The 24,874-nt window shown below is 73.0% G+C and carries 18 protein-coding genes and 1 pseudogene; 13 read left to right on the forward strand and 6 right to left on the reverse strand.

From position 1 onward, the window contains the following. Positions 1-110 precede the first annotated feature (110 nt). On the forward strand, positions 111-602 hold the full coding sequence (locus BJ992_RS07720; protein WP_184979228.1) for an allene oxide cyclase barrel-like domain-containing protein: 492 nt from the start codon (positions 111-113) through the stop codon (positions 600-602). Between the two features lie 179 nt (positions 603-781). On the opposite strand, the gene BJ992_RS07725 is transcribed toward BJ992_RS07720, so the two are convergent. The 3 genes from BJ992_RS07725 to BJ992_RS07735 all read right to left on the reverse strand — a co-directional run bounded on the left by BJ992_RS07725 (position 782) and on the right by BJ992_RS07735 (position 5,382). Continuing rightward, complete coding sequence (locus BJ992_RS07725; protein ID WP_184979229.1) at positions 782-2,278, reverse strand: S1 family peptidase; 1,497 nt, start codon at positions 2,276-2,278, stop codon at positions 782-784. A gap of 86 nt (positions 2,279-2,364) precedes the next feature. Then, a complete protein-coding gene (locus tag BJ992_RS07730) occupies positions 2,365-3,324 on the reverse strand; it encodes a LysR family transcriptional regulator (RefSeq protein WP_184979230.1) in 960 nt (319 codons plus the stop codon). A gap of 174 nt (positions 3,325-3,498) precedes the next feature. Next, positions 3,499-5,382, reverse strand: a complete 1,884-nt coding sequence (locus BJ992_RS07735) for a hypothetical protein (protein ID WP_184979231.1) — start codon at positions 5,380-5,382, stop codon at positions 3,499-3,501. A 137-nt stretch (positions 5,383-5,519) separates the two neighbouring features. Between BJ992_RS07735 and BJ992_RS07740 the strand changes: the two genes are divergently transcribed. From BJ992_RS07740 to BJ992_RS32670, 5 genes and pseudogenes are all read left to right on the forward strand, one after another. Then, positions 5,520-7,388 (forward strand): MmpA family trehalose lipid delivery protein, encoded by a 1,869-nt coding sequence (locus BJ992_RS07740; protein ID WP_184979232.1) that lies wholly within the window; start codon positions 5,520-5,522, stop codon positions 7,386-7,388. 15 nt (positions 7,389-7,403) lie between these two features. Then, positions 7,404-7,532, forward strand: coding sequence for a hypothetical protein (locus BJ992_RS33680; RefSeq protein WP_281390319.1), 129 nt, complete (start codon positions 7,404-7,406; stop codon positions 7,530-7,532). Positions 7,533-7,544: 12 nt separating this feature from the next. After that, a complete protein-coding gene (locus tag BJ992_RS07745; protein ID WP_184979233.1) occupies positions 7,545-8,351 on the forward strand; it encodes a glycosyltransferase in 807 nt (268 codons plus the stop codon). Between the two features lie 7 nt (positions 8,352-8,358). Further along, complete coding sequence (locus BJ992_RS07750) at positions 8,359-9,663, forward strand: glycosyltransferase family 4 protein (protein ID WP_184979234.1); 1,305 nt, start codon at positions 8,359-8,361, stop codon at positions 9,661-9,663. Beyond that, positions 9,564-12,797 (forward strand): annotated as a pseudogene (locus BJ992_RS32670) (alpha-(1->3)-arabinofuranosyltransferase domain-containing protein); the annotation flags it as partial. The gene BJ992_RS07750 and the pseudogene BJ992_RS32670, both read left to right, overlap by 100 nt. 921 nt (positions 12,798-13,718) lie before the next feature. Here BJ992_RS32670 and BJ992_RS32675 read toward each other — a convergent pair. After that, positions 13,719-14,930 (reverse strand): acyltransferase family protein, encoded by a 1,212-nt coding sequence (locus BJ992_RS32675; RefSeq protein WP_343072544.1) that lies wholly within the window; start codon positions 14,928-14,930, stop codon positions 13,719-13,721. An 81-nt stretch (positions 14,931-15,011) separates the two neighbouring features. On the opposite strand from BJ992_RS32675, the gene pgfA (BJ992_RS07760) reads away from it, so the two are divergent. Next, complete coding sequence (pgfA, locus tag BJ992_RS07760; protein ID WP_184979236.1) at positions 15,012-15,989, forward strand: cell envelope lipid trafficking protein PgfA; 978 nt, start codon at positions 15,012-15,014, stop codon at positions 15,987-15,989. Between the two features lie 14 nt (positions 15,990-16,003). Here the strand turns inward: pgfA (BJ992_RS07760) and BJ992_RS07765 are convergent, their stop codons facing one another. Then, a complete protein-coding gene (locus BJ992_RS07765; protein ID WP_184979237.1) occupies positions 16,004-16,735 on the reverse strand; it encodes a class I SAM-dependent methyltransferase in 732 nt (243 codons plus the stop codon). A gap of 134 nt (positions 16,736-16,869) precedes the next feature. Between BJ992_RS07765 and pgfA (BJ992_RS07770) the strand changes: the two genes are divergently transcribed. Both pgfA (BJ992_RS07770) and BJ992_RS07775 read left to right on the forward strand, forming a co-directional pair. Then, complete coding sequence (pgfA, locus tag BJ992_RS07770) at positions 16,870-17,805, forward strand: cell envelope lipid trafficking protein PgfA (RefSeq protein WP_184979238.1); 936 nt, start codon at positions 16,870-16,872, stop codon at positions 17,803-17,805. Positions 17,806-18,029: 224 nt separating this feature from the next. Beyond that, on the forward strand, positions 18,030-19,145 hold the full coding sequence (locus BJ992_RS07775) for an NAD(P)H-dependent flavin oxidoreductase (protein ID WP_184979239.1): 1,116 nt from the start codon (positions 18,030-18,032) through the stop codon (positions 19,143-19,145). A gap of 8 nt (positions 19,146-19,153) precedes the next feature. Here BJ992_RS07775 and BJ992_RS07780 read toward each other — a convergent pair whose 3' ends face one another. Next, complete coding sequence (locus BJ992_RS07780) at positions 19,154-19,969, reverse strand: crotonase/enoyl-CoA hydratase family protein (protein WP_184979240.1); 816 nt, start codon at positions 19,967-19,969, stop codon at positions 19,154-19,156. 214 nt (positions 19,970-20,183) lie between these two features. Between BJ992_RS07780 and BJ992_RS07785 the strand changes: the two genes are divergently transcribed. The 4 genes from BJ992_RS07785 to BJ992_RS07800 are packed head-to-tail and all read left to right on the forward strand — an operon-like array spanning position 20,184 to position 24,849. After that, positions 20,184-21,728 carry an acyl-CoA synthetase gene (locus BJ992_RS07785; protein WP_184979241.1) on the forward strand — a complete coding sequence of 515 codons (1,545 nt, stop codon included), beginning with the start codon at positions 20,184-20,186 and terminating at the stop codon, positions 21,726-21,728. Then, positions 21,718-22,620, forward strand: coding sequence for an OB-fold domain-containing protein (locus tag BJ992_RS07790; protein ID WP_184979242.1), 903 nt, complete (start codon positions 21,718-21,720; stop codon positions 22,618-22,620). Before BJ992_RS07785 ends, BJ992_RS07790 begins: the two co-directional genes overlap by 11 nt. Positions 22,621-22,678: 58 nt before the next feature. After that, the gene (locus BJ992_RS07795; protein WP_184979243.1) at positions 22,679-23,701 is read left to right on the forward strand and encodes a lipid-transfer protein; all 1,023 of its coding nucleotides are present in this window, start codon (positions 22,679-22,681) and stop codon (positions 23,699-23,701) included. After that, positions 23,701-24,849, forward strand: coding sequence for a thiolase domain-containing protein (locus tag BJ992_RS07800; RefSeq protein ID WP_184979244.1), 1,149 nt, complete (start codon positions 23,701-23,703; stop codon positions 24,847-24,849). Before BJ992_RS07795 ends, BJ992_RS07800 begins: the two co-directional genes overlap by 1 nt. Positions 24,850-24,874: the final 25 nt, after the last annotated feature.

Consider the following 24,874-nt stretch of genomic DNA (forward strand, 5'->3'; position numbering starts at 1 on the left):
GAATCGCGGGAAAAATGTCGGACCGCTGCTTCATGGAAAGCGCGTTCATCGTTGTCCCGTCCCGAGTTGGAGCATAAATGTCAGGATATTCGCCCCGGTACCGTCGCGCCGTGACCACGCTGGTCATGGCGCTGTCGTTCTGCTCGATCGCCCTCCTGCCGGCCGCCGCCGCCGCGCCTGAGCCGCTCTCGCCGTCGCCGTCGGTGTCCGGCGTCGTGAAGCCGGAGCGCAAGCCCGCGCCGATAATCTTCTATGCCGCGAAATATGCCACTACTCAGCCGTCTGACCCCAAAGTGGGTGATTCGTGGGTGAGTTATCTGTCGCTTTTCGACGAGAAGAAACAGCGGGCCGGCGACGCGAGCGTCCAGTGCTCCGCCGTCCACGTCAGCGCGCGCCGCTCGCTCGCGCAGTGCACCCGCGTCCTGCGCACCGAGCGCGGCCTGATCACCTTGATCGGCCTGGAGACCGTTCCCGCCGCCGTCCCCGTGAGCAGCCTCGCCGCGGTCACCGGCGGCACCGGCCATTACACGGGCCTCACCGGCACCGTCCGCGTCACCGACGGCCCGCGCCACGTGGCGTTCCGCGTACAGCCCGCGGGCTGAGCCCCTGCCTGACGAGCGCGTCACGCACCTGCCTGAGCGTCGGCCTTACGAGTGCGTCACGCAGCCGCCTTCCGAGCGCGCGCGCACCTGCCTTTGGACCGCGCACGGCGCCGCCGTCCCTCGAAGGGACGGCGGCGCCGGCGCGGTTTCCCCGGCTGCGCCCGGGGGTCCTGTGGGCCTTATGGCGCGCTGTAACCCAGGGTGTAGGCCCCGGAGCCGCTGTAGGCGTGTACACGGTAGCGGTAGTAGCCCGACGTGCCCGAGTAGGTGATCGTCTCATCAGGGCCCGACGTGATGCCCTGCGCCACGTTCACCCAGCTCGATCCATTCCATTTCTGCAGGTAAAGGTCGAAGTCCGTGCTGTTCGGGCCGTCCAGGCAGCCGCTGTGGGTGCCGGAGGCCGTCGTGGTGTAGTACGAGTTGTCCGGCTGGTAGGCGCTGGCGCCGCTGGACAGGCTGCCGGACCGGGTCTGCTGGTAGCCGGAGCACCCGGTCGGCGGCGGGGTGCCGCCACCGCTGGTGACCAGCGTCAGGCCGTACACCGACAGGGCCTCGTTGACGGGCTGGAAGTAGGTCGTGCCGCCGCTGGTGCAGTTGCCGGACCCGCCGGAGGTCATGCCCTGGGCCTGGCTGCCGGAGATGAAGGAGCCGCCGGAGTCGCCGGGCTCGGCGCACACGTTGGTCCGCGTCACCTCGTACACCGTGCCCTGCGAGTAGGTCACGCTCGTGTTGCGCTGCTGCACGGTGCCGCAGTGCCACCCGGTCGTGGAGCCGGACCGGCAGATCGACGCGCCTTCGACGGCCACGGTGGACCCGCTGACGGTCACATTGGTGCTGCCGCTCTTCACCCACGGCTGCGGGGTCCAGTTGCTGTTGACCGACACCCAGGCGTAGTCGTTCGTCGGGAACGACGACCCCTGGAAGGTGCCCTGCGACACCTGGTTGAAGCCGGTCGTGGTGGCGCCGGCCCGGCCGCAGTGGCCGGCGGTGACGAAACCGGGGGTGGTGCCGCGCGTCACGGGGAAGCCGATCGAGCAGCGCGACGAGCCGTTGATGTAGTACGCGTCGCCGCCGCGCAGGTCGTAGAACGGCTGCGGCTGCTCGGCGGACCTCTCCACCCGCACGAGGTTCTTGTCCACGCCGCTCGCCGCGATGAAGCCGCCGGCCTCCTCAGGCGCCGAGGACAGCACGACGACGCTGTTGGTGCGCACGTCGACGTACCACACGGGGGTGGACGCCGGCGCGTTCGCGGCGGCCTTGTCGAGCGCGTCCTTGGCGGCGTTCAGGGAGGCCAGGCTGTTCTTGACGACCTGGGCCTTGACGCCGACGCCGGTGATCGACGCGGCGGCGGCCGCGTCGGAGGTCGCCACGGTGAGGGTGGCGGAGGTGGGGCCGCTCAGCCACGAACCGGCGTAGCGGTCGCTGATCTTCTTGCGCAGGCCGACCTCGATCTCGCCGAGCCTGGCCTCGTTGAGCAGGCGCGACTCGGCCTGCTCCTTGGTGATCCCGAGATCGCGCTGCATGGCCGACACCATGTCTGCGGGCGGCTTCAGCGCGGCCGACACCGAACCGGCGGACGGTTCACGGTCGGCGATGGCGACGGCGGGAACGGCGAGCAGCGTGAGGGCACTGATCGCCAAGGCGCAACCGGCGGTGACCGTGCGTCTTTCGAGCATGGACTCTCCTTGGGAGATGGGGGGTGCCGCCACCGTAGCCGCGCTCCCGCGCGTCGCCGCACTATCGCTTGGTCCCTATCGCGGGGCTATGGAACCGCGCCGAAATGAGGATTCCGTGCCAGCCACTCCACGTACCGCGTGCTGCGCTCGACGGCGTGGCCGTGCGCGGCTCTGGCGTGGTCGGCCACCGTCGAGGCGGCGCGGCCGGCGAACGAGTCCACGTGCCAGCCGAGGAGGTGGCGCCACTGGAGCGGCGCGCCGGTCAGCGGCATCATCACCAGGCCCGCGGTGAGCTGGAACGTCGCCTGGCACAGCGCGACGGCCTTGCCGACCTGGACCAGGTGGAGGCAGGTGGCGACGTCCGATTCGTACACGTTCTTCGGGACGAAGCCCGCACGCGCGCAGGCACCGGCGAAACAGTCGGTGAAACAGCCGTCTCCCGGCGCGATGGCCCAGCTCTCGTCGGCGAGGACCGCGAGGTCCAGGTCCTTCTCCCCGGCCAGGGGGTGGCTCTCGGACAGGAGCGCGAACACCGGGTCGGTGCCGACGACCGTCCACGTCATCGATTCCATGGACGGCGGAGGGCTCTCCCCGCAGGTCCCGATCAGGGCGAAGTCCAGCCGGCCCGCGCCGACCAGCGTGGTGAGTTCCCTGGCCGACCACGAGGTGCGGGTGCTGACCGGCGCGGAGGGATGTGCGGCGGTGAGGCGGTCCACGAGGCCGCCGAGGATGGGTCCGTGCGTGGCGCCGATCCGGACGCCGGGGATGCCGGTGTAGGTGTTGGCGAAGCGCACCGCTTCTTCCTGCAGTTCCCGTACGGCGGGCAGCAGGACGCGGGCCCTGGTCAGCACGAGCTCCCCGAGGGGTGTCGGCCGGGCTCCGTTGCGGTCACGTTCGAACAGCGTGCCCCCGAGGGTGCGCTCGATGCGCTTGAGCTGCGCGGTTAGTGACGGCTGTGCCAGCCCTAACTGGGTGGCGGCCTTGGTGACGCTCCCGGCCTCGGCGACCGCGCGCACGATCTTGAGGTGTCGGAGCTCCAGATCCATACCGGGAAGGTACGGCCACGGTGGTATGGCTGCAATGATGTTTTGTCACGAAATTTGACTGTAAATCGTCGGATCATGCCGAACGAGGCTGTGATCTCGGTAAATGTGCACTTACTTCAACCGAAATTCCTGCGGTATCCCCGCCGGTTTTCATCGCACCGCCGCACAGAGCCGCTAGGCCGGAACGCCGAGCCCCACGACCAATGCGCAGATCTGGAAGGACGCGGCGCCTCGATCGCCGGTGACGCGGACCGTGCCGCCGTGACCGGGGAGCCCGAACGTGACCCCGTGCAGGCCCTGCTCCAGCGTCACGCTCACCTGCGCCGAGCCGAGCCGCACGGTCACGGGCTGGGCCGTACCGCTGATGTACTCCAGGCGTACGAGGTGACGGCGGTCCTCGTGCGCCTCGACCGGCACCGTCGCGCCGCCGGCCCCGGTGGACAGGCAGCCCTTTCCCGGCCGGTAGGTGTCCCCCGAGATCCGCAGCGGACGCAGCCGTCCACGGTCGTCCAGGACGAGCGGTGCGGGGGACGGCGGCTCGTCCCGCATCGTCACCCGGTGCACCGGCCGCGCGAACGGCGCCAGCGCGCGGGACGCGCGCGCGTACTCCTCGAACAGCGGCCGTACCAGGTAGCCGGGAAGCTCCCGGTCGAACACGTCGGCATCCGGCGAGGCATCCCTCAGCGACCGCTCCGCCTCGGCCAGGTAGGCCCGTCCCGGCGTGGTGTCCACGACCCGGACCAGCTCCGCCGTCGACCACGCCGCGGCCACGGCGAACCCCGCCACCCCCGCGGCGGTCAGTCCGCGTGCGCACCGTGACCAGCCACGCCGCAGCCGGTCCCCGCACGCGAACGGCCGCCGGTAGGCGTCGCGCTCACCCGCGAGCGGCAGGAACGCGAGCGTCAGGCACAGCGCCAGCACCGGCGCGGCGTCCGCGACGTACCGGGTCTCGGCCCCCGCCAGTTCCACGTACCACCCGCCGAGCCGGCCGAGCGCGACCGGCACCACCCCCGCGAGCACCAGATAGCCCGCGAGCAGTCCCCAGCTCCACGCGGCACGCCGCCGCACCGCCACGCTGACCACGACGAGGAGCAGGAACACCGCGCCGGCCCCGGCCACCGCCGCGTCGGACGGAGCGGCGACCGCCGCGGTCCGCGCCGCGATCGGGAACCACTCACCCGGCCCGCCGAGCGCCGTCGTCGTGAACGTCCTGGTGACCAGGCCGAGCGCGAACGTGACCACGTCACCGGCCGCAGGCAGCCGCGGCCCGCCGGCCGAGGCGCGCGACAGGGTGACGTAGACGGCGGCGTACGCCGCGAGCAGCCCGCCGTGGACGGCCCAGGCGGCCCGGTGGTCGCGCAGCGTGGCCCACAGCACGGCCCACCCCCGCCGCTTCGTGAAATATCCGGCGGTGACCACGAACAACACGACCGGGATGAGCGCCGCCTTCACGAAGAAGAGCATCCCGAACAGCACCCACCCCGCCGCCTCCCACAGCCGGGCCCGCGTGCCGGTCCGCAGGAACCGCACGTGCGCCGCCACCGCCATCGGCAGCGCGACCAGCAACGGCACCGTGTTCAACGCCGCGGCCCACCAGCTCATCGCCGGCAGCGTGAGTGGCGTGAACAGGAAGACCGCCACCGGCACCAGCCCCGCCGGCCGGGTCCCCGCCAGGACCCGCACCATGCGCAGCACCGCGCACCCCGCCGCCGCGTACCCCGCCAGCACGACCCCCGTCACGACCCCCCAGTCGTACGGCGCGACCCGCGCCACCCCCCACACCACCGCGAAGCCGCCGGGCATGAACTGCCCCCAATGCACCCGTCCGAGATACCCGAGGTCGAACCCCGACGCGAAGGCCCGGCCCATGAACTCGAAGTCGTCCTCACGGAAGAACCCCTCCCGCACCACCAGCCACTTCGCCACCACCCCCGCGACGATCAGCACCCCGCCGAGCACCAGCCCGGGATACCGTCCCCGGCCCGCTCGCTCACCCTCCTCGACCCCTCCCTCGGCCCCTCCCTCGACCATGGCCTCCGTCACGTCCTGAGAGCTCACACCCACCCACCGTCTCCCCGTCGGCCCCTGCCGAGCCTGTCAGCGAAGCCCGGTATATCACGCCTCGTCACGGTCGCCAGGCCCGTACGGTCCCCGCCGGTGTACGGCCGGTGTGCTGAGTCCGGCAAGGTGGGGGCATGGCGGGAGGCATGGTGCGGCGGTGGTGGCCTCTCGGCGCCGGGCTGCTGCTCGGCGTCCTGGCGCTCGGGCCGGCGCTCGGGCCGGGGTTCACGCTGGTCTACGACATGGTGTTCGTGCCGGAGCCGGTGCTCGGGCCCACGGCGTTCGGCCTGACCGGCACGCTGCCGCGCGCGGTGCCGAGCGACGCGCTGGTGGCGCTGCTCGGGGTCGTGCTTCCCGGCGAGGCGGTGCAGAAGGTCGTCCTGCTCGCGATCTTCGTGCTGGCGTGCTCGGGGGTGGCGGCGCTGCTCCAGGGTGAGCGGGTCGCGGTGCGGCTGGCCGGAGCGGTGTTCTACGCCTGGAACCCGTTCGTCGCGGAGCGGTTGTTCCTCGGCCAGTGGGCCCTGCTGCTGGGGTACGCGGGGTTGCCGTGGGTCGTGCGCGGGGTGATCGGCGGGTGCCGGCGCGGATGGCCGGCCGCGCTGCTGCCGGCCGCGGCCGGGGGGTTCATGGCGATGATCGTCACGGCGCTGACCGTCGTACCCGTGGCCGGGGACGTGGCCGGTCGCCGTCTCACGAGGACGGCGCGGGTGGCCGCGGCGTGCCTCGTGCTGAGCCTGCCGTGGCTGGTGCCGAGCCTGCTCGCCGGACGGGACGTGCCGGGGGACACGGCGGGGGTGGCGGCGTTCGCGGCGCGCGCCGACTCGCCGTTCGGGGTGTACGCGAGCCTGCTGACGTTGTCGGGGGTGTGGAACGCGGAGGTCGTGCCAGGCGGGTACGACGCCGTGGTCCCCGCGGCGCTGCGGCTCACGCTCGCGGTCGTGGCCGTGGCGGCGTTCGTGCCGACACGGCACCTGCCGGGACGGCGGGGGCTGCTCGTCGCTGCGGTGGCCGGATTCCTGGTGGCGGCACTCGGCACCGTGGAGCCGGGCCGTGCGCTGCTGCGCGGGCTGATCGGGTTCTGGCCGGGGTTCGCGGTGCTGCGGGACGCGCAGCAGTACGTCGCGCCGCTGGCCCTGGTGCAGGCCCTGGGGTTCGCGGCGGCCACCCGGTGGCTGCTCGGGGAGAGGAGCGTGCGGCCGGCCGGACAGATCGGCGGGGACGGGTCACCGGAGGCGGGAGCCCGCGAGGCGGGTGCCGACCGGGGTGACGGCAGGACAGCTCACCAGACCGCCGGGGACGGATCGACGGAGGCGGTTGCCCCCCGCGAGGTGGGTGACGGCCGGACGGCTCGCCGTACCGCCGGGGTGGGGAGGCGTGCTCAGGTGACCGTGGCCGTGGTGATGGCGCTCGCGCCGGTGCTGTCGCTGCCGGGACTCGCGGCCGGCGGGTCCGGACGGCTGGACCCGGTCGCCTATCCGCGCGACTTCGACCGGGTGCGCGCGATCGTGGCGGCGGACCGGCAGGTGGGGGACGTGCTGCTGCTGCCGTGGGAGTCGTACCGCCGGTACACCTGGAACGGGGACCGCGCCTCGCTGGACCCCCTGCCTCGGTTTCTGCCGCGGCGGGTGGTGTGGAACGACGCGGTGCGGGTCGGGGACGTCGTGGTCGGCACCGAGGACCCGAGAGCGCGGGACCTCGCCGCCGTGGTGCGAGGGCCGATCACAGGGCCGATCACAGAGAGCCTGCGGCGCGCGGGGGTGCGGTTCGTCGTGGTGGACGAGCCACGTGACCGTGACCTGTTCCATGATCGCCTCGCGGGCGCCGCGCTCACGTACGCGGGACCGGATCTGCGGCTGTACACGGTCCCCGGCCCGGTGCCGGCGCAGGTGCCGGGACGGAAGTGGCTGGTCGTGGCACTGGGATGGTTTGTTGCGGTTTCGTATATCTGCTTCCATCTTGTTGGATCGCGTTCTAATGTCGGCTGCACGCGAACCGAGGGATAGCCGAGGAGCCGAGTGATGCGCCTGCTGATAGCGATAGTCGCAGGAGTCCTGCTCGCGCTCGGCGCCGGCGTGAGCGTGGTCAACCTCGCCGCCCCGTCCCCCGTTCCCGTGAACAAGCCGTTGTACAACTACGGCACCCGCTGACTCGGCCGCGCCATGGTCTCCCCCCAGGCTTTCGGCGCGCCCGGCGGCCCGGCCCTGCTGGAACTGGTGGTCCCCGCGTTCAACGAGGAGGACCGCCTTCCGGCAGGGCTGGCCGCGCTGTGCGCGAAGCTCGCCGAGCTGCGCGTCAGGGCCCGCGTCATCGTGGTCGACAACGCGAGCACCGACGCGACCCCGGACATCGTCCGCGACTGGCCGGCATCCCCCGTGCCGGTACGGCTGGTGCGCTGCGCCGTCAAAGGCAAAGGCGCCGCCGTGCGCACCGGCCTGCTCGCCACCACCGCACCGCTGGTCGGGTTCTGCGACGTGGACATGGCGACCGACCTGTCCGCGCTCGACCCGGCGATGGCGCTGCTCGGCATGGGGTACGCCGCCGTCATCGGCTCGCGCGCCGACCCCGCCTCGGTGGTGGAGGCCAGGCACAGCCCGTTGCGCCGGGTCGGCGCCAAGGTGTTCCGCGGCCTGGCCCGCCAGATCGTCGGCGACATCGGCGACACCCAGTGCGGCTTCAAACTGTTCCGCGGCACCGAGGCCCGTGAGGTCGCCGCGTTGCTGCGGTGCGACGGCTTCGCGTTCGACGTCGAGCTGCTCGCGCGGTTCCGCGCACGGGGGCTCGCCGTGCGCGAGATCCCGGTGCACTGGCGCGACATGTCCGGCTCGACCTTCTCGTGCCTGCGCCACGGGATCGGCGTGTTCGCCGAGATGGGGGCCATCTGGCGGGACGTCGGCCTCGCCTCCGGTGTGCGCCACCTGCCGGCGCCGCGCGCCTCGTACCGCGACTCGGCCTCGACGGCGGCCTGACGCGCGCATGCCCGTCAGGGAGGTGGTGCTGTCGGCACCCGGCTGGCCGCCGGGTCTGGCCGGCAGGCGTGTCGCGGTGGTCAACTGGCGCGACCCGTGGCACCGTTCGGCCGGCGGCGCCGAGGCGTACGCCTGGGAGATCGGCCGCCGCCTCGCCGAGCAAGGCGCCGAGGTGACGTTCGTGACGGCCCGCGACGAGGGCCAGACCCGTGCGGACCGGGTGGACGGCATCGACATCGTGCGGATCGGCGGCGTCTTCACCGTCTATCCCCGCGTGCTGGCGTGGCTGGCCCGCCGCCGGTTCGACGCGGTGATCGACTGCCAGAACGGCATCCCGTTCTTCACCCCCTGGGTCGTGCCGCGCCGCGTCCCGGTGGTGTGCGTCATGCACCACGTGCACGACGCGCAATTCGGCGTGCACTTCCCCGGCTGGATGGCGCGGGCCGGACGGTTCCTCGAAGGCCCGGTGGCGCGGCACGTGTACCGGAACCGTGTGTGCGCCGCCGTGTCGCCGTCCACCGTCGCGGCGATGCGGGACCGGCTCGGCTGGACCGGCCCGATCCACGTGGTGCCGAACGGCGGCGACCCACCCGTACCCGCGCCTGCGCCGCCGTCGGAACAGCCGTCGCTGGTCTGCGTGGGCCGCCTCGTGGCGCACAAACGGGTCGAGCGGATCATCGAGGCCGCCGCGGCGCTGCGCGCCGAGTGGCCGGGGCTGGTGCTGCACATCGTCGGCCGCGGCCCCGAGGAGGACCGCCTCCGGCGGACGGCGGCGGATCTCGGGGACACGGTGCGCTTCCACGGGTTCGTCGGCGCGCACGAGAAGGCGCGGCTGGTCGCCTCGTCCTGGCTGCACCTGTCCGCGTCCCAGGGGGAGGGCTGGGGCCTGAGCGTGCTGGAGGCGGCGGCCCTCGGGGTGCCGACGGTCGCCTACGATGTGGACGGCCTGCGCGACGCGGTGCGCGACGGCCGCACCGGCCGCCTGGTGCGCCACGGCGAGTCCCTGGAGACCGTGGCAGGCGCCATGCTCAAGGACGTCGCGGCCCGGCGCGCCGAGATCGCGGCCGAGTGCCGCGCCTGGTCGTCCCGCTTCGGCTGGGACGAGAGCACGCGGCGCATGGCCAGGCTGCTCACACTCACCGACGTCGGCGATGGGGAGGCGTACGTGGTCAGGTACCGCACCGCGGCCACCGAGCGCGCCGTCGTCGTCGAATGCACCACCCCCGAGCGGATCCGCGCGGCCGGCCTCGGCGAGATCCTGGAGATCCGTGCCGCGGGCCCGCAGGAGGTCCTGCTGGGCGAGCCGTGCTGAACCGGCCACACGCCGGTCCGGCAGGCCACGCCGAGCCGGCCGGTCCGCCGGCTGACGGCCACGCCGAGCCGGCGGCGTCCGCACCGGAGCGCCGTGATCCCGGGGTGGACGAACGGCTGCGCGGACGGCTGCACCGGCTGGCCTGCTCGCTGCTGCTGGTGACGCTCGCCATGCTGACCCAGCCGGGCCGGCTGATCAGCGACACCAAGATCGACCTGGCGATGACCCCGGCCGCGTTCCTCGGCCGTGCCGTCGAGCTGTGGGACACCGCGCAGTTCGGCCAGCTCCAGAACCAGGTGGCGGGCTACCTGTTCCCCATGGGCCCGTTCTTCCTACTCGGCAGGACGGCCGGCCTGGACGGCTGGGTCGTGCAGCGGCTGTGGACGGCCCTGCTGCTCGTCCTGGCGTTCGCCGGCGCGGAACGCCTGATGGCGCGGCTCGGCGTCGGCACGCCGCGAACCCGGCTGATCGGCGCGCTGGCCTACGCGCTCGCGCCGCGCGCGCTCACCATGGCCGGTGTGCTGTCGGCCGAGTTCCAGCCGGCCGCGCTGCTGCCGTGGATCATGCTGCCGCTGGTCACCGCGGCACTCGGCGGCAACCGCGTGATCTGCGCGGCCCGCTCGGCGTTCGCGGTCGCGCTGTGCGGCGGGGTGAACGCCGCCGCCGTGGTCGCCGTGCTCGTGCTCCCCGGCCTGTACATCGTGACCAGGGACGCCTACCGCCTGCGCCTGCTCGCCTGGTGGGGGTTCGGCGTCGCGGCGGCCACCGTCTGGTGGACGCTGCCGCTGCTGCTGTTCTCCCGGTACGGCTTCTCGTTCCTCCCCTACACCGAGAGCGCCGGCACCACCACCGCCGTCACGTCCCTGCCGAACGTGCTGCGCGGCACCCCCGACTGGGTGTCGTGGATCTACACCGGCGCCGGGCCGTCGGAGCCGGTCGGCTTCGAACTGGCCACCAGGCCGCTGCTCGTCGTCGCCACCTGCGTCGTCGCGGCCCTCGGCCTGGCCGGCCTGCTGCGAGCGGACCTGCGCGAACGCCGTTTCCTCGCTCTCGCCGTGCTCGCCGGCACGCTCATCGCGGTGAGCGGCCACATCAGCCTGCTTGAGCCGGGTTTCGCCGGTCACGTACGCGACCTGCTGGACGGCCCGCTCGCTCCGCTGCGCAACCTCCGCAAGTTCGACGCGGTCCTGCGGCTCCCCGTCGCGATCGGCCTCGCGCACCTGCTCGCCACGGCCCGCCTCCCGCGGACGACCCGGGCCCGGCCCGTGCTCGCCGGGGTGGCCCTGGCCGCGCTCACCGTCACCGTCGTGCCGGCCGTCACGCTCGGCATGGCGGCGTCCGGGTCGCTGCGCGACATTCCGGACTACTGGCGGCAGGCCGCGAGCTGGCTGAACGACCACGCCGGCCGGCAGGGGGTGCTCGCCGTCCCCGGCTCGCGGTTCGGCGAGTACACCTGGGGCCGTCCCCTGGACGAGCCGTCCCAGCAACTGCTCACCGTGCGCTGGGCCCAGCGGCAGGTCGCCGCCGCCGGGTCGCTCGGCCTGGTCCGCCTGCTCGACGCCGTCGACCAGCGGCTCAGCACCGGGTACGGCTCCCCGGGGGCCGCTCCCGTGCTCGCGCGCATGGGGGTGCGCTATCTGCTGGTACGCAACGACCTCGACCGCCGCGAGCTGACCGGCGCCTGGCCGGCCCGCGTCCACCAGGCACTGGACGCCTCACCGGGTCTCACCAAGGTCGCCGAGTTCGGCCCGCCGTCCGGCGGCGGGTGGACCGACGACGCGCTCGACGGGCTGGACCAGCGCTACCCCTCGCTGGAGGTGTACGAGGTCGCGGCGGCGGACCCGGCGGTGTCGCTGCTGCCGGCCGGCGACCTGACCCGGCTGTACGGCGGGCCCGAGGGTCTGCTGGCCCTCGCCGACCACGGCCTGCTCGGCCCCGGCCCGGTCGTCCTGAACGACGACGACGCGGCGGGGGCCGAGCCGCGCCAGGTGTTCGTCACCGACTCGCTGCGCAGGCGACAGCGTCAGTTCGGCGAGCTGCGCGTCTCCATCTCGCCGACCCTGACGGCGGGGGAGACCCCGCGCAGGGCCGGCGCGGTGGACGACTACGTCGAGGACGACTGGAAACCGTACTGGGCCACCGCGCGCCTCCAGGGGGTCGCCGAGGTCTCCGCGTCGTCGTCGGCGTCCGGCCCGGAGGCGATCCGCGACCTGCACGTCGAAGGCGCGCTGCCGTACGCCGCCATCGACGGCGACCCGCGCACCGCCTGGCGCTCCGGCGGCTGGGGAGGCGCGAAGGGACAGTGGCTCAAGGTCGGCTTCGGCCGTCCGCTGGACGTGCCGGAGGCACGGGTCGCCTTCGTGGCCGACCCCGCGCTCGGCCCGTTCCCCGCCAGGGTCGCGGTGGAGACCGACGCCGGACGTCTGGAACAGGACGTCGCGGCGACCGGCGCGCCGCAGCGGCTCGCCGTCCCCAAGGGCCGCGCCACCTGGCTGCGGATCCAGGTGCTCGCCGTCGGCGGCACGCCGGACGCGGCGGGGGACGGCACCTCGGTCGCGATCTCCGAGCTGTCGGTGCCGGGCCTGCTGCCGTCCCGCACCATCGTCTCCCCGGTCGTCGACGTGCCGGAGAACGGCCAGGTCCTCACCCGGGCCCCGGAGGGTGCCGCCTGCGTCGAGGGGTCGACGCGGTGGGTCTGCTCGCCGTCGCTGGCGCGGCCGGGAGAGGAGGGCTACGCCTTCGACCACGAGTTCACCGCCGCCGCCGACGCCGAGCGGACCGTCTCGGGGTACGCCGTGCTGCGCGACCCGGCCCTCGTCGACCGGTACACCCGGCCCGGCGGCCCGCCGGTGGTGCGCGGGTCGAGCGCCTGGTCCGGCGACCCGGCGGTCCAGCCGCGTTCGGCGTTCGACGGCGACCCCGCCACCACGTGGGTGACCTCGGACGACGACACCTCGCCTGAGCTGACAATCGCCTGGGAGGGCCGGCGCGACATCAGCCGCCTCACGGTGCGCAGGCCGCCGACCGCGCGGCCCCCGACCTCGGTCATCGTCACCGGGTCGAGCGGCGCGGTACGCGGCGGCTGGATCGGCGACGACGGAGTGGTGCGGTTCCCGCCGCTGCGCACCGACCGGCTGGCCCTGCGGTTCGCCGGCCCCGGGTCCCTGCAGGTCGGCGAGGTCGTGGTCCCCGGTGTCGACCCGCTTCCCGGCGCCTCGCGCGACCGGTTCACGCTGCGGTGCGGCCTCGGCCCCACGCTCCTGGTCAACGGCACGCAGCTGCGCAGCCGTGCCGAAGGCACGTTCGGCGACGTGCTGGCCGGACGTCCCCTGCGGTACGTCACCTGCGGCCCGGCGCCTGTCGTGGCGGGCCGCAACCACGTGATCGTCTCGCCGCTCGACCCGTTCCGGGTGGACTCCGCGGTGCTCGCCGGCGCCGCCGTGGCCCGCCTGCCGCACACCGGTACCGCCGTGGCGCGCGACCTCACCGGCACCACCCGCACCGTGGACGTGACCGCGCCGGACGCGTCGTACCTGGTGGTCGCGGAGAACCACAACCCCGGCTGGCGCGCCACCGCCGGCGGACAGGTGCTGGAACCGGTGCGGATCGACGGCTGGCGTCAGGGGTGGGCCGTCCCCGCGGGCTTCTCCGGACGGGTCACGCTGACCTTCACCCCGGACGCGCCGTTCCGGTGGACCCTTCTCGGCGGCGCCGGCGCGCTGGTGGCGGTGCTGTTCTTCGCGCTGCTGCGGGTCGTCGGCCGCCGGCGCGCCGACGCGGGCCGATGGGACGGCGCGGGCCGGGCCACGGTCCTTCTGGCGTCGGCGGCGGCGGGGCTGTGGGCCGCGGGACTCGCGGGCCTGGTGGTGGCGCCGCTGTGCGCCTGGCTGTTCACGCGCGCCGGTCCCCGGCGCTCCGCCGTGTGGGTCCCGGCGGCCGCGCTGGTCGTCTCCGGGGTCGTGCTCGCCTACGGCGCAGGACCGCTGTTCACCGACGTGCTGCCGCAGCTGCTCGCGCTTCCCGTGCTCGGCGCGCTGCTCGCCGTGCTCGCGCGGTCAGGCGGCGCGGCGGGGGAGGCGGCGGCCGAGCAGGCGGAACGGCTCCTCGACGGCGAAGTGGGAGATCGTGGCGACGGCCACCGTGACCAGGCAGACGACCGTCAGGACGGCCCAGAACCCGCCGGTGCGCGGCTCAAGCCCGAGCGTGCGGTACAGGATCGCGATCACGAAGACGTGCCACAGGAAGACACTGTAGGAGATCCGGCCGAGGAAGGCAGGCACGGGGCCGCCGAGGACCCGGCTCCCCGCCGTTGACCAAGCGAGCGGCGCTACCGCGAACACCGCGATCACGGCGTACAGCACGGTGCGGAAGAACGCCGTCCAGAACGTGTCGAACCCCAGCACACGCGGCCCGGTGAGCTCGGTGCACGCGATGACGTACGCCAGTCCCGCGATCACCCAGCACGTCCCGGCCGACCCCGCGACCGTGCGGCAGAACCGGCGCACCGGCCCGTCGCCGTGCTCGGTCCCGGCCCACGCCGCGACCACGGCCAGCATCATGCCGGGGCAGAACCAGATCCAGTACCGCGCCACGAACGTCCCCGCGAGCGGACGCCACGCCGGCACGTAGACGAACAGCAGGTACAGCAGGGACAGCGCCGTGAACCCGCCGAGCACCAGCAGCGCGCGCCGCGCTCGCGCCGCCGGGTCCGCCGCGGCCGACAGCCGCGCCACGACCCACGCCATGACCGGCAGCGTGAGGTAGAACGCGGCCTCCACCGCCAGCGTCCACATCTGGTACAGCCCTTCCGGCCCTGAGCCGCGCCACCACGGGTCCGGGTCGTACGGCGGCAGCAGCAGGAACCACTGGGCCCACGTCCACGGCGACCGGGTGTGCTGCGGGCTGAAGACCAGCAGCGCCGCCGTCACCACCACCCAGTACGCCGGCAGCACCCGCAGGGCCCGGCGTGCCAGGTAGCCGCCGAGGTGCGGTCCCGGGGTGCCGCGCAGCAGCGCGTCGGCCCACGGCCGGTACAGCAGCAGCCCCGACAGCAGGAAGAAGACGGCCACCCCCGCGTCGCCGCGGGACAGCAGCCACCCGGTCGCCGAGTCCTGGAACGCGACGCCGGTGGTGGCGGCGACGTGCAGGAGCAGCACGCCGAGCGCGGCGACGGCGCGCATGCCGTCCAGCGCGGGCCGGTACCCGTCAGGCGAGGCGTCGAGCGGCCCGGACCGCCGTTCACTGATCGTCTCCGCCACCCTGGCCACCTCGCGTAGGATTTGCACACTGTAGCGAACCGCATGGTGATTCCCCAGGTCCCCGTGGTGCGGGCTCGGCGGGGGAGGCGCATGAGGCGATCGGCGGCGGTGGTCCTCGTCATGCTCGGCGCGTTCCTGCTGAGCGGCGCGGCGCTCACGCGGTTCTACGTCGCCGAGCGGGTGCTCGGCGCGCGGCCCGACGTGTACGCCGTGGTGGAGACCGAGGCGCGCGGTGCGACGTACTTCGACCCCGGCACGGCCACGGTGCGCACCGGCACGCTGCGCGGCACCACCACGCTGCGCGGCGACGTCGGCGCGAGCGGCCCCCGCCGGGTCGTGTGGGACGCGTTCACCGAGGTCGCGGCGGCGGACGGCTCACTGGTCTCCTACCGGCAGGAACGCGCGGCGTTCGACCGGCGCTCCGGCGTGGCGCTCGGCTGCTGCGGCGAGTCCGCCGAGGGCCGTCCCGCCACGCACTCGGGCCTGGTGTTCCGCTGGCCCTACGGCACCGCTCCCCGGGACACCTCCCTGTGGGACGTCACGACGCGCCGCGCGCACCCGGCGCGCTTCGCCGGCGCGGAGGTCGTCGAGGGCCTTGTCGTGTACCGCTTCGTCAGCGAGGTCCCTCCGACCGCGATCTCCTCGCGCGGCCTTCCGCCTCGCCTGCTCGGGGTGGCGCCGCGCGCCGCCGGACGTGCGGACGTCCCCGTCACCCTGTGGGCCGCCGCGACGCGCACGTACTGGGTGGAACCGGTCACCGGCACCCCGGTGCGGGCCGAGGAGCGGGTGCGGCAGGCGTACCGCACCGCCGACGGCCGCGAACGTCTGACCGTGCTGGACGGCACCCTGGCGTACACCGCCGCGCAGGTGGCGGTGAGCACCGCCGAGGCACGCGCCGAGCTCGGCAGGGTCCGCGTCCTCACCGGCACGGTCCCCACGGCCGGGGTCGTCGGCGGCGGCGTGGCGCTGGCCGCGGGTGCCGTCCTCGCGTCGCTCACCCGCGGAGGACGTGCGAAGGCCGGCGCGGCGCCGGAGTCACGCATGGCCGCGGCCTCGGGTTCCACATGAGGCCGGCGCTGAGGTCAGCGCCGCCGCAGCACCAGCATCAGGTTCCACGTCAGGAACTCACGCACCACAGGCACCCGCACCAGGGGCCGGGTCCAGGTCGGCAGGTAGCGTGGCGCGGCGGCCAGCACCGTCACGTCCTCGCGGCGGGAGACCCATCGCAGCGCGGCGGCGACCGACACGGGGAAGAGGCTGGCGCCGTAGCGGTTCTTCGGCGCGGCGCCGTGCGCGCGTTCGTACCTGCGGGCCGCGCGGTGTCCCCCGAGGTAGTGCCACGGCGAGGTCTCGTGGCCACCCCACGGCGACAGCCAGTTGGTGAACGCCAGGTACACGACGCCACCCGGCCGGGTGACCCGCACCATCTCGGCCGCCATCCGCCACGGGTCCGGCACGTGCTCCAGCACGTTGGACGAGAAGCACACGTCCACCGCCGCGTCCCGCACCGGCAGGTCCAGCGCGCTGCCGAGCACGCCACCCGGCTCGCCGCGTGCTCCCGCCAGCTCACCGGCGTCCGCGTCCAGGCGCGCGCACCGCGCGCCTGCGGCCTCGAAGGAGCGTGCGAAGTAGCCGGGTCCGCCGCCGACGTCCAGCACCGTGCGTCCCCGCAGCGGCGTGTACCGTTCGAGCTGCGCGGTGGTGTCGGCGGCCAGGAGTGTGTAGTAGCCGTCCTGGTCGAGCTGTTCGGTGGTGAACGCGCGGAACAGCCGGACCGAGCGGCCGAGGCCGTCCGCCGGGTGTGCGGCGGGCATCAAGTAGAACTCGTTTCTATCGATTTGGCGGCGGCGTGGTGACGCGAGCCATCCCGAGGAATACCATCACCGGCAACATACGCGCTATTCGACATGGTGTCTCAGTACGGACGCCATGTCACCCGGAGGATCGGATGCGGCGAATCACTATCACCGGTGTCGTGCTCATCGCGATCGGAGCCTTCCTCGTCACCCTCGCGCCACTGGTGCGGTTCTACGCGGCCGGCCGGCTGATCGCGGCGCCGGCGGACCAGTACGGCATCACCAAGCTGCGTGCCGACAACGCGCGGTACTTCAGCAAAGGGGACCTGAAGGTCCTCACCGGGAACCTCGACATCACGGTGACCACCCGCGGCGACGTCGAGGCCGCCAAGGGGGACGACGTCGTGTGGGACGAGTTCACCGCGGTGAACGACGTCAGCAACGACAAGGAGGGCATCTCGTACGCGCAGCGCCGCAGCGCGTTCAACAAGTTCACCGGCGCCGGGGTGGACTGCTGCGGCGCCAGTGTGGAGAAGGAGCCGGTCAAGCTGTCCGGCCAGATCTATCTGTTCCCGTTCGACACGCAGAAGCGGACCTATCCGGTGTTCAACGCCTCCGTCCGCCAGGCGTACGACGCGAGGTTCACCGGCGAGGACACGATCAACGGCGTCCAGGTCTACAAGTTCGAGCAGACCGTCCCGCCGACCAAGGTCGAGACGCTGACCGCGCCGGCCAAGGTGCTCGGCATGACGCAGACCGGCGACGTGCAGGTGGACCGCTGGTACGACGGCACCATCACCTACTGGGTCGAACCGGTCAGCGGCACCCCCGTGCAGCAGGAGCAGCGCCGCCACGAGGTGCTGAAGACGCAGGACGGCGTGGAGCGCTCGGTGGCGTTCGTCGCGACGGCCAAGTACACGCCGCAGAGCGTCGGCGAGCTGATGGACAAGGCGCTGGACGCCAAGAGCCGGATCAACACGCTCAGGACGACCGTGCCGGTGGCCCTGCTCGCGGTGGGCCTGCTGTTCATCGCCGCCGGCGCGCTCCTCGCCGCGCGGCGGCCCCGCTCCGGCAGCCACGCGGCCTGAGGCGGCCCGCACCACGGCGGCCAATCGACGGTGAAATGGCCGGGGGATCGATTCCCTCGGCCATTTCCGTTTTCTGTCCGGGATGCCGGAAACCTCGGACTAGAACGTGTTCTGTCGGAATTGGAGTGCCTTGGAACGCGACAGGTTACCGGCTGGTAGCACTGGGGTGACTTCCTATGTAGAACACGTTGCAGTTTGCGCGTGGGTAGTCGTATGTTCGACCCATGCGGACACGTGTCACCGACATGTTCGGGATCGAGCTGCCGATCTTCGCCTTCAGCCACTGCCGTGACGTCGTCGCCGCGGTCAGCCGCGCCGGCGGCATGGGAGTGCTCGGCGCTCTCTACTTCACCCCCGAGGAGCTCGAGGTCGAGCTCTCCTGGATCGACGAGCACGTCGGCGGCAAGCCGTACGGCGTGGACGTCGTCATGCCGGCCTCCTACGCCGGCGCCGACCTCGGCGTCGACTCCCCCGAGGACCTCGTCGCGCGGCTCCAGGCGATGATCCCCGACGGCCACCGGCAGTTCGTCGAGAACCTGCTGGCCCAGCACGGCGTGCCTCCGCTGTCGGAGCACTCCGACGCCGGCCGTGTGCTGCTCGGCTGGACCGACGCCACCGCGCGTCCCCAGGTCGAGACCGCGCTCAAGCACCCCATCGCGCTGCTCGCCAACGCGCTCGGCCCGCCACCCGCCGACGTCGTGGAACTGGCCCACGCGCGCGGCGTCAAGGTCGCCGCGCTCGCCTCCACCCCCCGGCACGCCGTCAAGCAGGTCGAGGTCGGCGTGGACGTCGTCGTCGCGCAGGGCACCGAGGCCGGCGGCCACACCGGCGACATCTCCACGATGGTCCTCATCCCCCAGGTGGTGGACGCCGTGGACGTCCCCGTGCTCGCCGCCGGCGGCATCGGCTCCGGCCGCCAGATGGCCGCGGGGCTCGCGCTCGGCGCCGAGGGCGTCTGGACCGGCTCGCTGTGGCTGACCGTCGAGGAGGCCGACACCCCCGAGCTCGCCAGGGAGCACATCCTGAAGGCCACCTCGCGCGACACCGTGCGCTCGCGGTCGTGGACCGGCAAACCCGCGCGGCTGCTCAAGAACGCCTGGACCGACGCCTGGGAGTCCCCCGAGTCCCCCGGCACGCTGCCGATGCCGCTGCAGTTCATGCTGATCTCCCCCGCGCTGCGCCGCATCTCCGACTATGGCGCCGGGGAGCTGTCCACGTTCCCCGCGGGCCAGGTCATCGGCCAGATGAACCAGGTGAAATCAGCCAAGGACGTCGTGTTCGAGCTGGTCGAGGAGTACGTCGACGCGGTGGAGCGCCTGGGCCGCCTCACCGGGGACTGACCGGGGTGTCACTCACCCCGGTAGACGGCCGGCCGCTTCTCGCGGAACGCGCGCGCGCCTTCCTTGGCGTCCGCCGAGCCGATCACCGGCCAGCCGATGGCGTCGGAGACCTTCAGCGCCTCGGTCTCGGCCATGCCGAGCGTGTCGCGGTACGCGCGCAGGATCGCCTGCGTGGCGAGCGGCCCGCACGCCGCGACCTGCTCGGCGAGCTCACGCGCGGCGGCGAGCGCCTGGCCGTCCGGCACGACCTTGTTGACCAGGCCCATCTGGAGCGCCTCCGCGGCTGTGACGGCGCGGCCGGTGAGCAGGATGTCCATGGCGAACGCGTACGGGATCTGCCGCGGCAGCCGTACGGCGCTGCCTCCCATGGGGAACAGCGCGCGCCGCGCCTCGAACAGCCCGAGCGTCGCCGACTCGGCCACCACCCGCAGGTCGGTGCCGACGAGCAGCTCGGTGCCACCCGCCACGGCGTACCCCTCGACCGCGCACACGATGGGCTTCGCCGGCAGTGCCCCCTCGCCGCGCAGCAGGCCCTTCCAGTGGTAGTCGGGGATCTGCGCCGCGCGCTCCTGGACCCGGGGGTCGGCGGACGGCGACGCCATCGCCTTGAGGTCGGCCCCGGCGCAGAACGTGCCTCCCGCGCCGGTGAGGATCCCCACGCGGACGTCCGGCTCGGCCGAGATGTAGGCCCACGCGTCGGCGAGGCCGACCAGCATGTCGGACGACAACGCGTTCTTGGCCTCGGGCCGGTCCATGGTGACGACGACCAGGTGGCCGTCCCGCTCGACACGGCAGTGCGGGGTGCTGATGGGCAGGAGCTCCACGAGGTTCCTCCATGTCGGCGGGGGTACGGCCCCGGTTTGCCAGAGCAAGCGCTTGATCGACTCAGCCGGCCGGGGTTAGGCTGCGCACACGAACTAGAACAGATTCTTATTCGGGACGCACCCGTGACGCCAGGGCTTGCCGGGGACACTGGGGACATGCTTCACTGCGGCGCGTCCGGGGGACAACACGACGGAACCGGACAAGGGAGTTCCGATGGGGTCGCTCGGTTTCTGGAGGCTCGCGCAGGCGGACCCCGATCGGGTCGCGGCGGTCGGCCCGGACGGCGCGGAACACACCGCCGGTGAGCTGCACGCACGCGCCAACCAGGTGGTGCACGGCCTGCGCGCACTCGGCCTCAAGCCCGGCGACGGCGTCTGCGGGCTGATGCCGAACGGCGTGGACGGCCTCGTGCTGTACCTCGCGGCACTGCAGGCCGGGTGGTACTACACGCCGGTCAACTGGCACCTGACCGGGCCCGAGATCGCGTACATCCTCACCGACAGCGAGGCCAAGGCCTTCGTCGCGCACGAGCGGTACGCCGAGGAGGCCGCGCGCGCCGCCGAGGCGATCGAACCGCACCGCAGGTTCGCCATCGGCGCGATCGACGGCTTCCGTCCCATGGCGGACCTGGTCGGCGGCATGCCGGCCACCCCGCCGGCGGATCGCACGTGGGGTGCCACCATGCACTACACCTCCGGCACCACCGGCCGGCCGAAAGGCGTGCGGCGGCCGCTCGGCCCCTTCGACCCCGACGACGGCGCCGAGCTGATGACCGGGCTGCTGCGGATCTTCGGCGTCACCGGGGGAGGGGACAACGTCCACCTGGTCACGTCCCCGAACTACCACACCGCGGTCACGCAGTTCGGCGGCACCGCGCTGCACATGGGTCACACGCTGGTCTACATGGACAAATGGGACGCCGAGGAGATGCTCCGGCTGTGCGAGCGGTACCGGGTGACCAACTCGCACATGGTGCCGACCCACTTCAAGCGGCTGCTGTCCCTGCCGGACGAGACACGCCGGCGGTACGACCTGTCCTCCCTGAAATGGATGATCCACGCCGCGGCCCCCTGTCCCGTACCGGTCAAGCAGGCGATGCTGGACTGGTGGGGAGACTGCGTGTACGAGTACTACGCGGCCACCGAGGGCGGTGGCACCGTCGCCACCCCGGCGGACTGGCGCAAGCACCCCGGCACCGTCGGCAGGCCCTGGCCCATCAGCGAGATCCTCATCGTGGACGACGACCACGAGCCCGTACCCGCCGGCGTCCCCGGCACCGTGTACATGAAGATGGCCGGCTCGGGCTTCGAGTACAAAGGCGACCCCGCCAAGACCGCGGCCAACCGCCTGCGCGAGCACTTCACGGTGGGGGACATCGGCTACCTGAACGACGAGGGCTACCTGTTCCTCTGCGACCGCAAGGCCGACATGATCATCTCCGGTGGGACCAACATCTACCCGGCGGAGATCGAGAACGAGCTGGTCGTGCACCCCAAGGTCGCCGACGTCGCCGTGTTCGGCATCCCCGACGAGGAATGGGGCGAGCAGATCAAGGCGGTCGTGGAACCGGCCGCCGGCGTCGAGCCCGGCCCCGAGCTCGCCGCCGAGCTGCTGGCCTCCCTGGAGGGCCGGCTGTCCCGCATGAAGTGGCCGCGCAGCGTCGACTTCGTCGAGAACCTGCCGCGCGAACCCAACGGCAAGCTGCTCAAGCGCAAGCTCCGCGACCCCTACTGGGAGGGCCACGACCGTGCCATCTGAACCGCTGGTCGCCGAGCACGCGCTGGAGTTCCCCGGCGGGTACACCCGGACGACCGGGCCGGTCATCGGCCGCTTCCTCACCGAACTGCGCGACGGCCGCCTCGTCGGGGTGCGCACCGCGGACGGCCGTGTGCTCGTGCCGCCGCTGGAGTACGACCCGCACACCGGCGAGCCGGTGACCGGCGAGTTCGTCCCCGTCGGCCCCGCCGGCACCGTGCGCACGTGGGCCTGGGTCGAACAGCCGCGTCCCGGCCATCCGCTGGACCGGCCGTTCGCCTGGGGGCTCATCGACCTGGACGGCGCCGACACCGCGCTCGTGCACGCCGTCGCGGTCGACGACGTCAAGGCCCTGCGTCCCGGTCTGCGCGTGCGTCCCCGGTGGCGTCCGGAGACCGACCGCAAAGGTCACATCACCGACATCGCGTGCTTCGTCCCCGAGGTCACCACCATGGTGTCCCCGCAGCGCACCGAGTACCGTGTGCGGCCCGGCGCGTCGCTGCTGCGCTTCCTCGAAGGCGTGCGCGACGGGGTGTTCCTCGCCGGCCGCTGCGCCACCTGCGACAAGGTGTACGTGCCGTACCGCACCGTGTGTCCCTCCTGCGGTTCGCGCATCGAGGAGCAGGTCGAGCTGCCGGACACCGGCACCGTCACCACCTTCGCGATCAACAACCTGCCGGACCCGCGGGCCCCCGAGGTGCCGTTCGTGTCCGCGTTCATCCTGCTCGACGGCGCGGACGTCCCCATGATCGCGCTGATGGGGGACGTACCTGCGCACGAGGTGCGGCAGGGCATGCGGGTGCGCGCCGTGTGGGTGCCGCCGGAGGAGCGCACCCTGTCGATGAGCAACATCAGGTGGTTCGCCCCCACCGGCGAGCCCGACGTCACGCTGTGACCCCGGGAAAGCCTGTGACCCCTTCGAAGCCGTGACCCCCGGAAAAGGGAGAACCCCCGTGCGAGAGGTAGCCGTCGTCGCGTTCGCGCAGACCAGGCACACCGATCACGACGAAGGCCTGTCGGAGCCCGAGCTGATCGCGCCGGTCATCGAGGAGGTCAAACGCGTCTCCGGCCTGTCGCGGTTCGGCTTCACCTGCTCGGGGAGCTGCGACTACCTGGCAGGCGCGCCGTTCTCCTTCGTCTCCGCGCTCGACGCCATCGGCGCCTGGCCTCCCATCTCCGAGAGCCACGTCGAGATGGACGCCGCGTGGGCCCTGTACGAGGCGTGGGTGCGGCTCCAGCACGGCGACGTGGACTCCGCGCTGGTGTACGGCTTCGGCAAGTCGTCGCAGACCGACGTACGCGAGGTCATGACCCTGCAACTGGACCCGTACTACCTCGCGCCGCTCGGCCTGGACCAGGTGTCGTACGCCGCGCTCCAGGCGAGCGCGCTCGGCGCGCCGGAGGCCGAGCTGCGTGAGATCGCGCGCCGCAGCCGCGCCGACGGCCGCGCCAACCCGTACGCGCTGCACCTCCCCGACCCCACCGGCGACGACCCCTACCAGGTACGGCCGCTGCGTTCCTGCGACGTCGCGCCGCCGACCGACGGCGCCGCCGCGGTGGTGCTCGCCGCCGGTGACCTCGCCACGCGGATCGCGGAACGTCCCGCGTGGATCACCGGCATCGCGCACCGCGCCGAACCCCACTACCTCGGCATGCGCGACCTGGCCCGCTCGGCGTCCGCCGCCGACGCGGGACGCGCCGCCGGGGTCGGCAAGGGCCCGGTGGACGTCGCCGAGCTGCACACGCAGTTCAGCCACGAGGAGATCATCCTGCGGGACGCGCTCGGCCTCGGGCCGGACGTCGCCGTCAACCCCTCAGGCGGCCCGCTCGCCGCCAACCCCGTCATGGCCACCGGCCTCATCCGCGTCGGCGAGGCCGCGCGGCGGATCATGGCAGGCGACGCGGCCCGCGCCGTCGGCCACGCCACCTCCGGGCCGTGCCTCCAGCAGAACCTCGTGACCGTGATGGAGGCCTGATGGCCGAGCGCTGCGCCGTCATCGGCGTCGGACAGACCCACTACCGCACCCGGCGGCACGACGTGTCCATCGCGGGCCTGGTCCGCGAGGCCGCGCTGCGCGCGCTGGCGGACGCCGAGCTGACCTTCGCCGACATCGACGCCGTGGTCATCGGCAAGGCCCCCGACCTGTTCGAAGGCGTCATGATGCCGGAGGCCTACCTCGCCGACGCGCTCGGCGCGGCCGGCAAACCCGTCACCCGCGTGCACACGGCAGGCAGCGTCGGCGGCTCCACCGCTCTCGTCGGGGCCTCGCTCATCCAAGGCGGAGTGCACGAACGGGTGCTCGTCGTGGCGTTCGAGAAGCAGTCCGAGTCCAACGCCACCTGGGCCCTGAGCACCCATCTGCCGTTCACCGCCTCCCTGGTCGTCGGCGCCGGCGGCTACTTCGCGCCGCACATCCGCGAGTACATGCGCCGCTCCGGCGCACCCGGCCACATCGGCACCCTGGTCGCCGTCAAGGACCGGCAGAACGCGCTGAAGAACCCGTACGCGCATCTGCGCATCCCCGGCATCAGCCGCGAGATGGTCGAGTCCACGCCGATGCTGTGGGAACCGATCCGGTACCTGGAGACCTGTCCGTCGTCCGACGGCGCCTGCGCCATGGTGCTCGCCGCCGAGCACAAGGTCACCGGCACCCCCGCGTGGGTCCACGGCGCCGCCATGCGCTCGGAGCCGATCTTCCGGGCCGGCCGGGACACCGTCAGCCCGCAAGGCGGCAAGGACTGCGCGGCGGACGTGTACCGGCAGGCCGGGATCACCGATCCACGACGAGAGATCGACGTCGCCGAAGTGTATGTACCGTTCTCCTGGTACGAACCGATGTGGTTGGAGAACCTGGGTTTCGCCGGTGAAGGCGAGGGCTGGAAGCTCACCGAGTCCGGCGCCACCGCGCTCACCGGCGACATCCCGTGGAACGCCTCAGGCGGTGTGCTCAGCTCCAACCCCATCGGCGCGTCCGGCCTCATCCGTTTCGCCGAGGCCGCGCTCCAGGTACGCGGGCTGGCCGGCGACCACCAGGTGGACGGCGCGCGGCTCGCACTCGGGCACGCCTACGGCGGCGGAGCCCAGTTCTTCGCGATGTGGATCGTAGGCGCCGACCGGCCGTGACCGGTCGGCGCCGGGAATGAGGGTC

The organism is Sphaerisporangium rubeum (assembly GCF_014207705.1).
Classification (GTDB): Bacteria; Actinomycetota; Actinomycetes; order Streptosporangiales; family Streptosporangiaceae; genus Sphaerisporangium; species Sphaerisporangium rubeum.

Excerpts from the sequence above, each read along its gene's own strand:
- BJ992_RS07785 (WP_184979241.1), top strand. The coding sequence starts at position 20,184 with ATGGGGTCGCTCGGTTTCTGGAGGCTCGCGCAGGCGGACCCCGATCGG.
- BJ992_RS07745 (WP_184979233.1), top strand. The coding sequence starts at position 7,545 with ATGGTCTCCCCCCAGGCTTTCGGCGCGCCCGGCGGCCCGGCCCTGCTG.
- BJ992_RS07740 (WP_184979232.1), top strand. The coding sequence starts at position 5,520 with ATGGCGGGAGGCATGGTGCGGCGGTGGTGGCCTCTCGGCGCCGGGCTG.
- BJ992_RS07800 (WP_184979244.1), top strand. The coding sequence starts at position 23,701 with ATGGCCGAGCGCTGCGCCGTCATCGGCGTCGGACAGACCCACTACCGC.
- BJ992_RS07750 (WP_184979234.1), top strand. The coding sequence starts at position 8,359 with ATGCCCGTCAGGGAGGTGGTGCTGTCGGCACCCGGCTGGCCGCCGGGT.
- BJ992_RS33680 (WP_281390319.1), top strand. The coding sequence starts at position 7,404 with ATGCGCCTGCTGATAGCGATAGTCGCAGGAGTCCTGCTCGCGCTCGGC.
- BJ992_RS07775 (WP_184979239.1), top strand. The coding sequence starts at position 18,030 with ATGCGGACACGTGTCACCGACATGTTCGGGATCGAGCTGCCGATCTTC.
- BJ992_RS07765 (WP_184979237.1), bottom strand. The coding sequence starts at position 16,735 with ATGCCCGCCGCACACCCGGCGGACGGCCTCGGCCGCTCGGTCCGGCTG.
- BJ992_RS07730 (WP_184979230.1), bottom strand. The coding sequence starts at position 3,324 with ATGGATCTGGAGCTCCGACACCTCAAGATCGTGCGCGCGGTCGCCGAG.
- pgfA (WP_184979236.1), top strand. The coding sequence starts at position 15,012 with ATGAGGCGATCGGCGGCGGTGGTCCTCGTCATGCTCGGCGCGTTCCTG.
- pgfA (WP_184979238.1), top strand. The coding sequence starts at position 16,870 with ATGCGGCGAATCACTATCACCGGTGTCGTGCTCATCGCGATCGGAGCC.
- BJ992_RS07725 (WP_184979229.1), bottom strand. The coding sequence starts at position 2,278 with ATGCTCGAAAGACGCACGGTCACCGCCGGTTGCGCCTTGGCGATCAGT.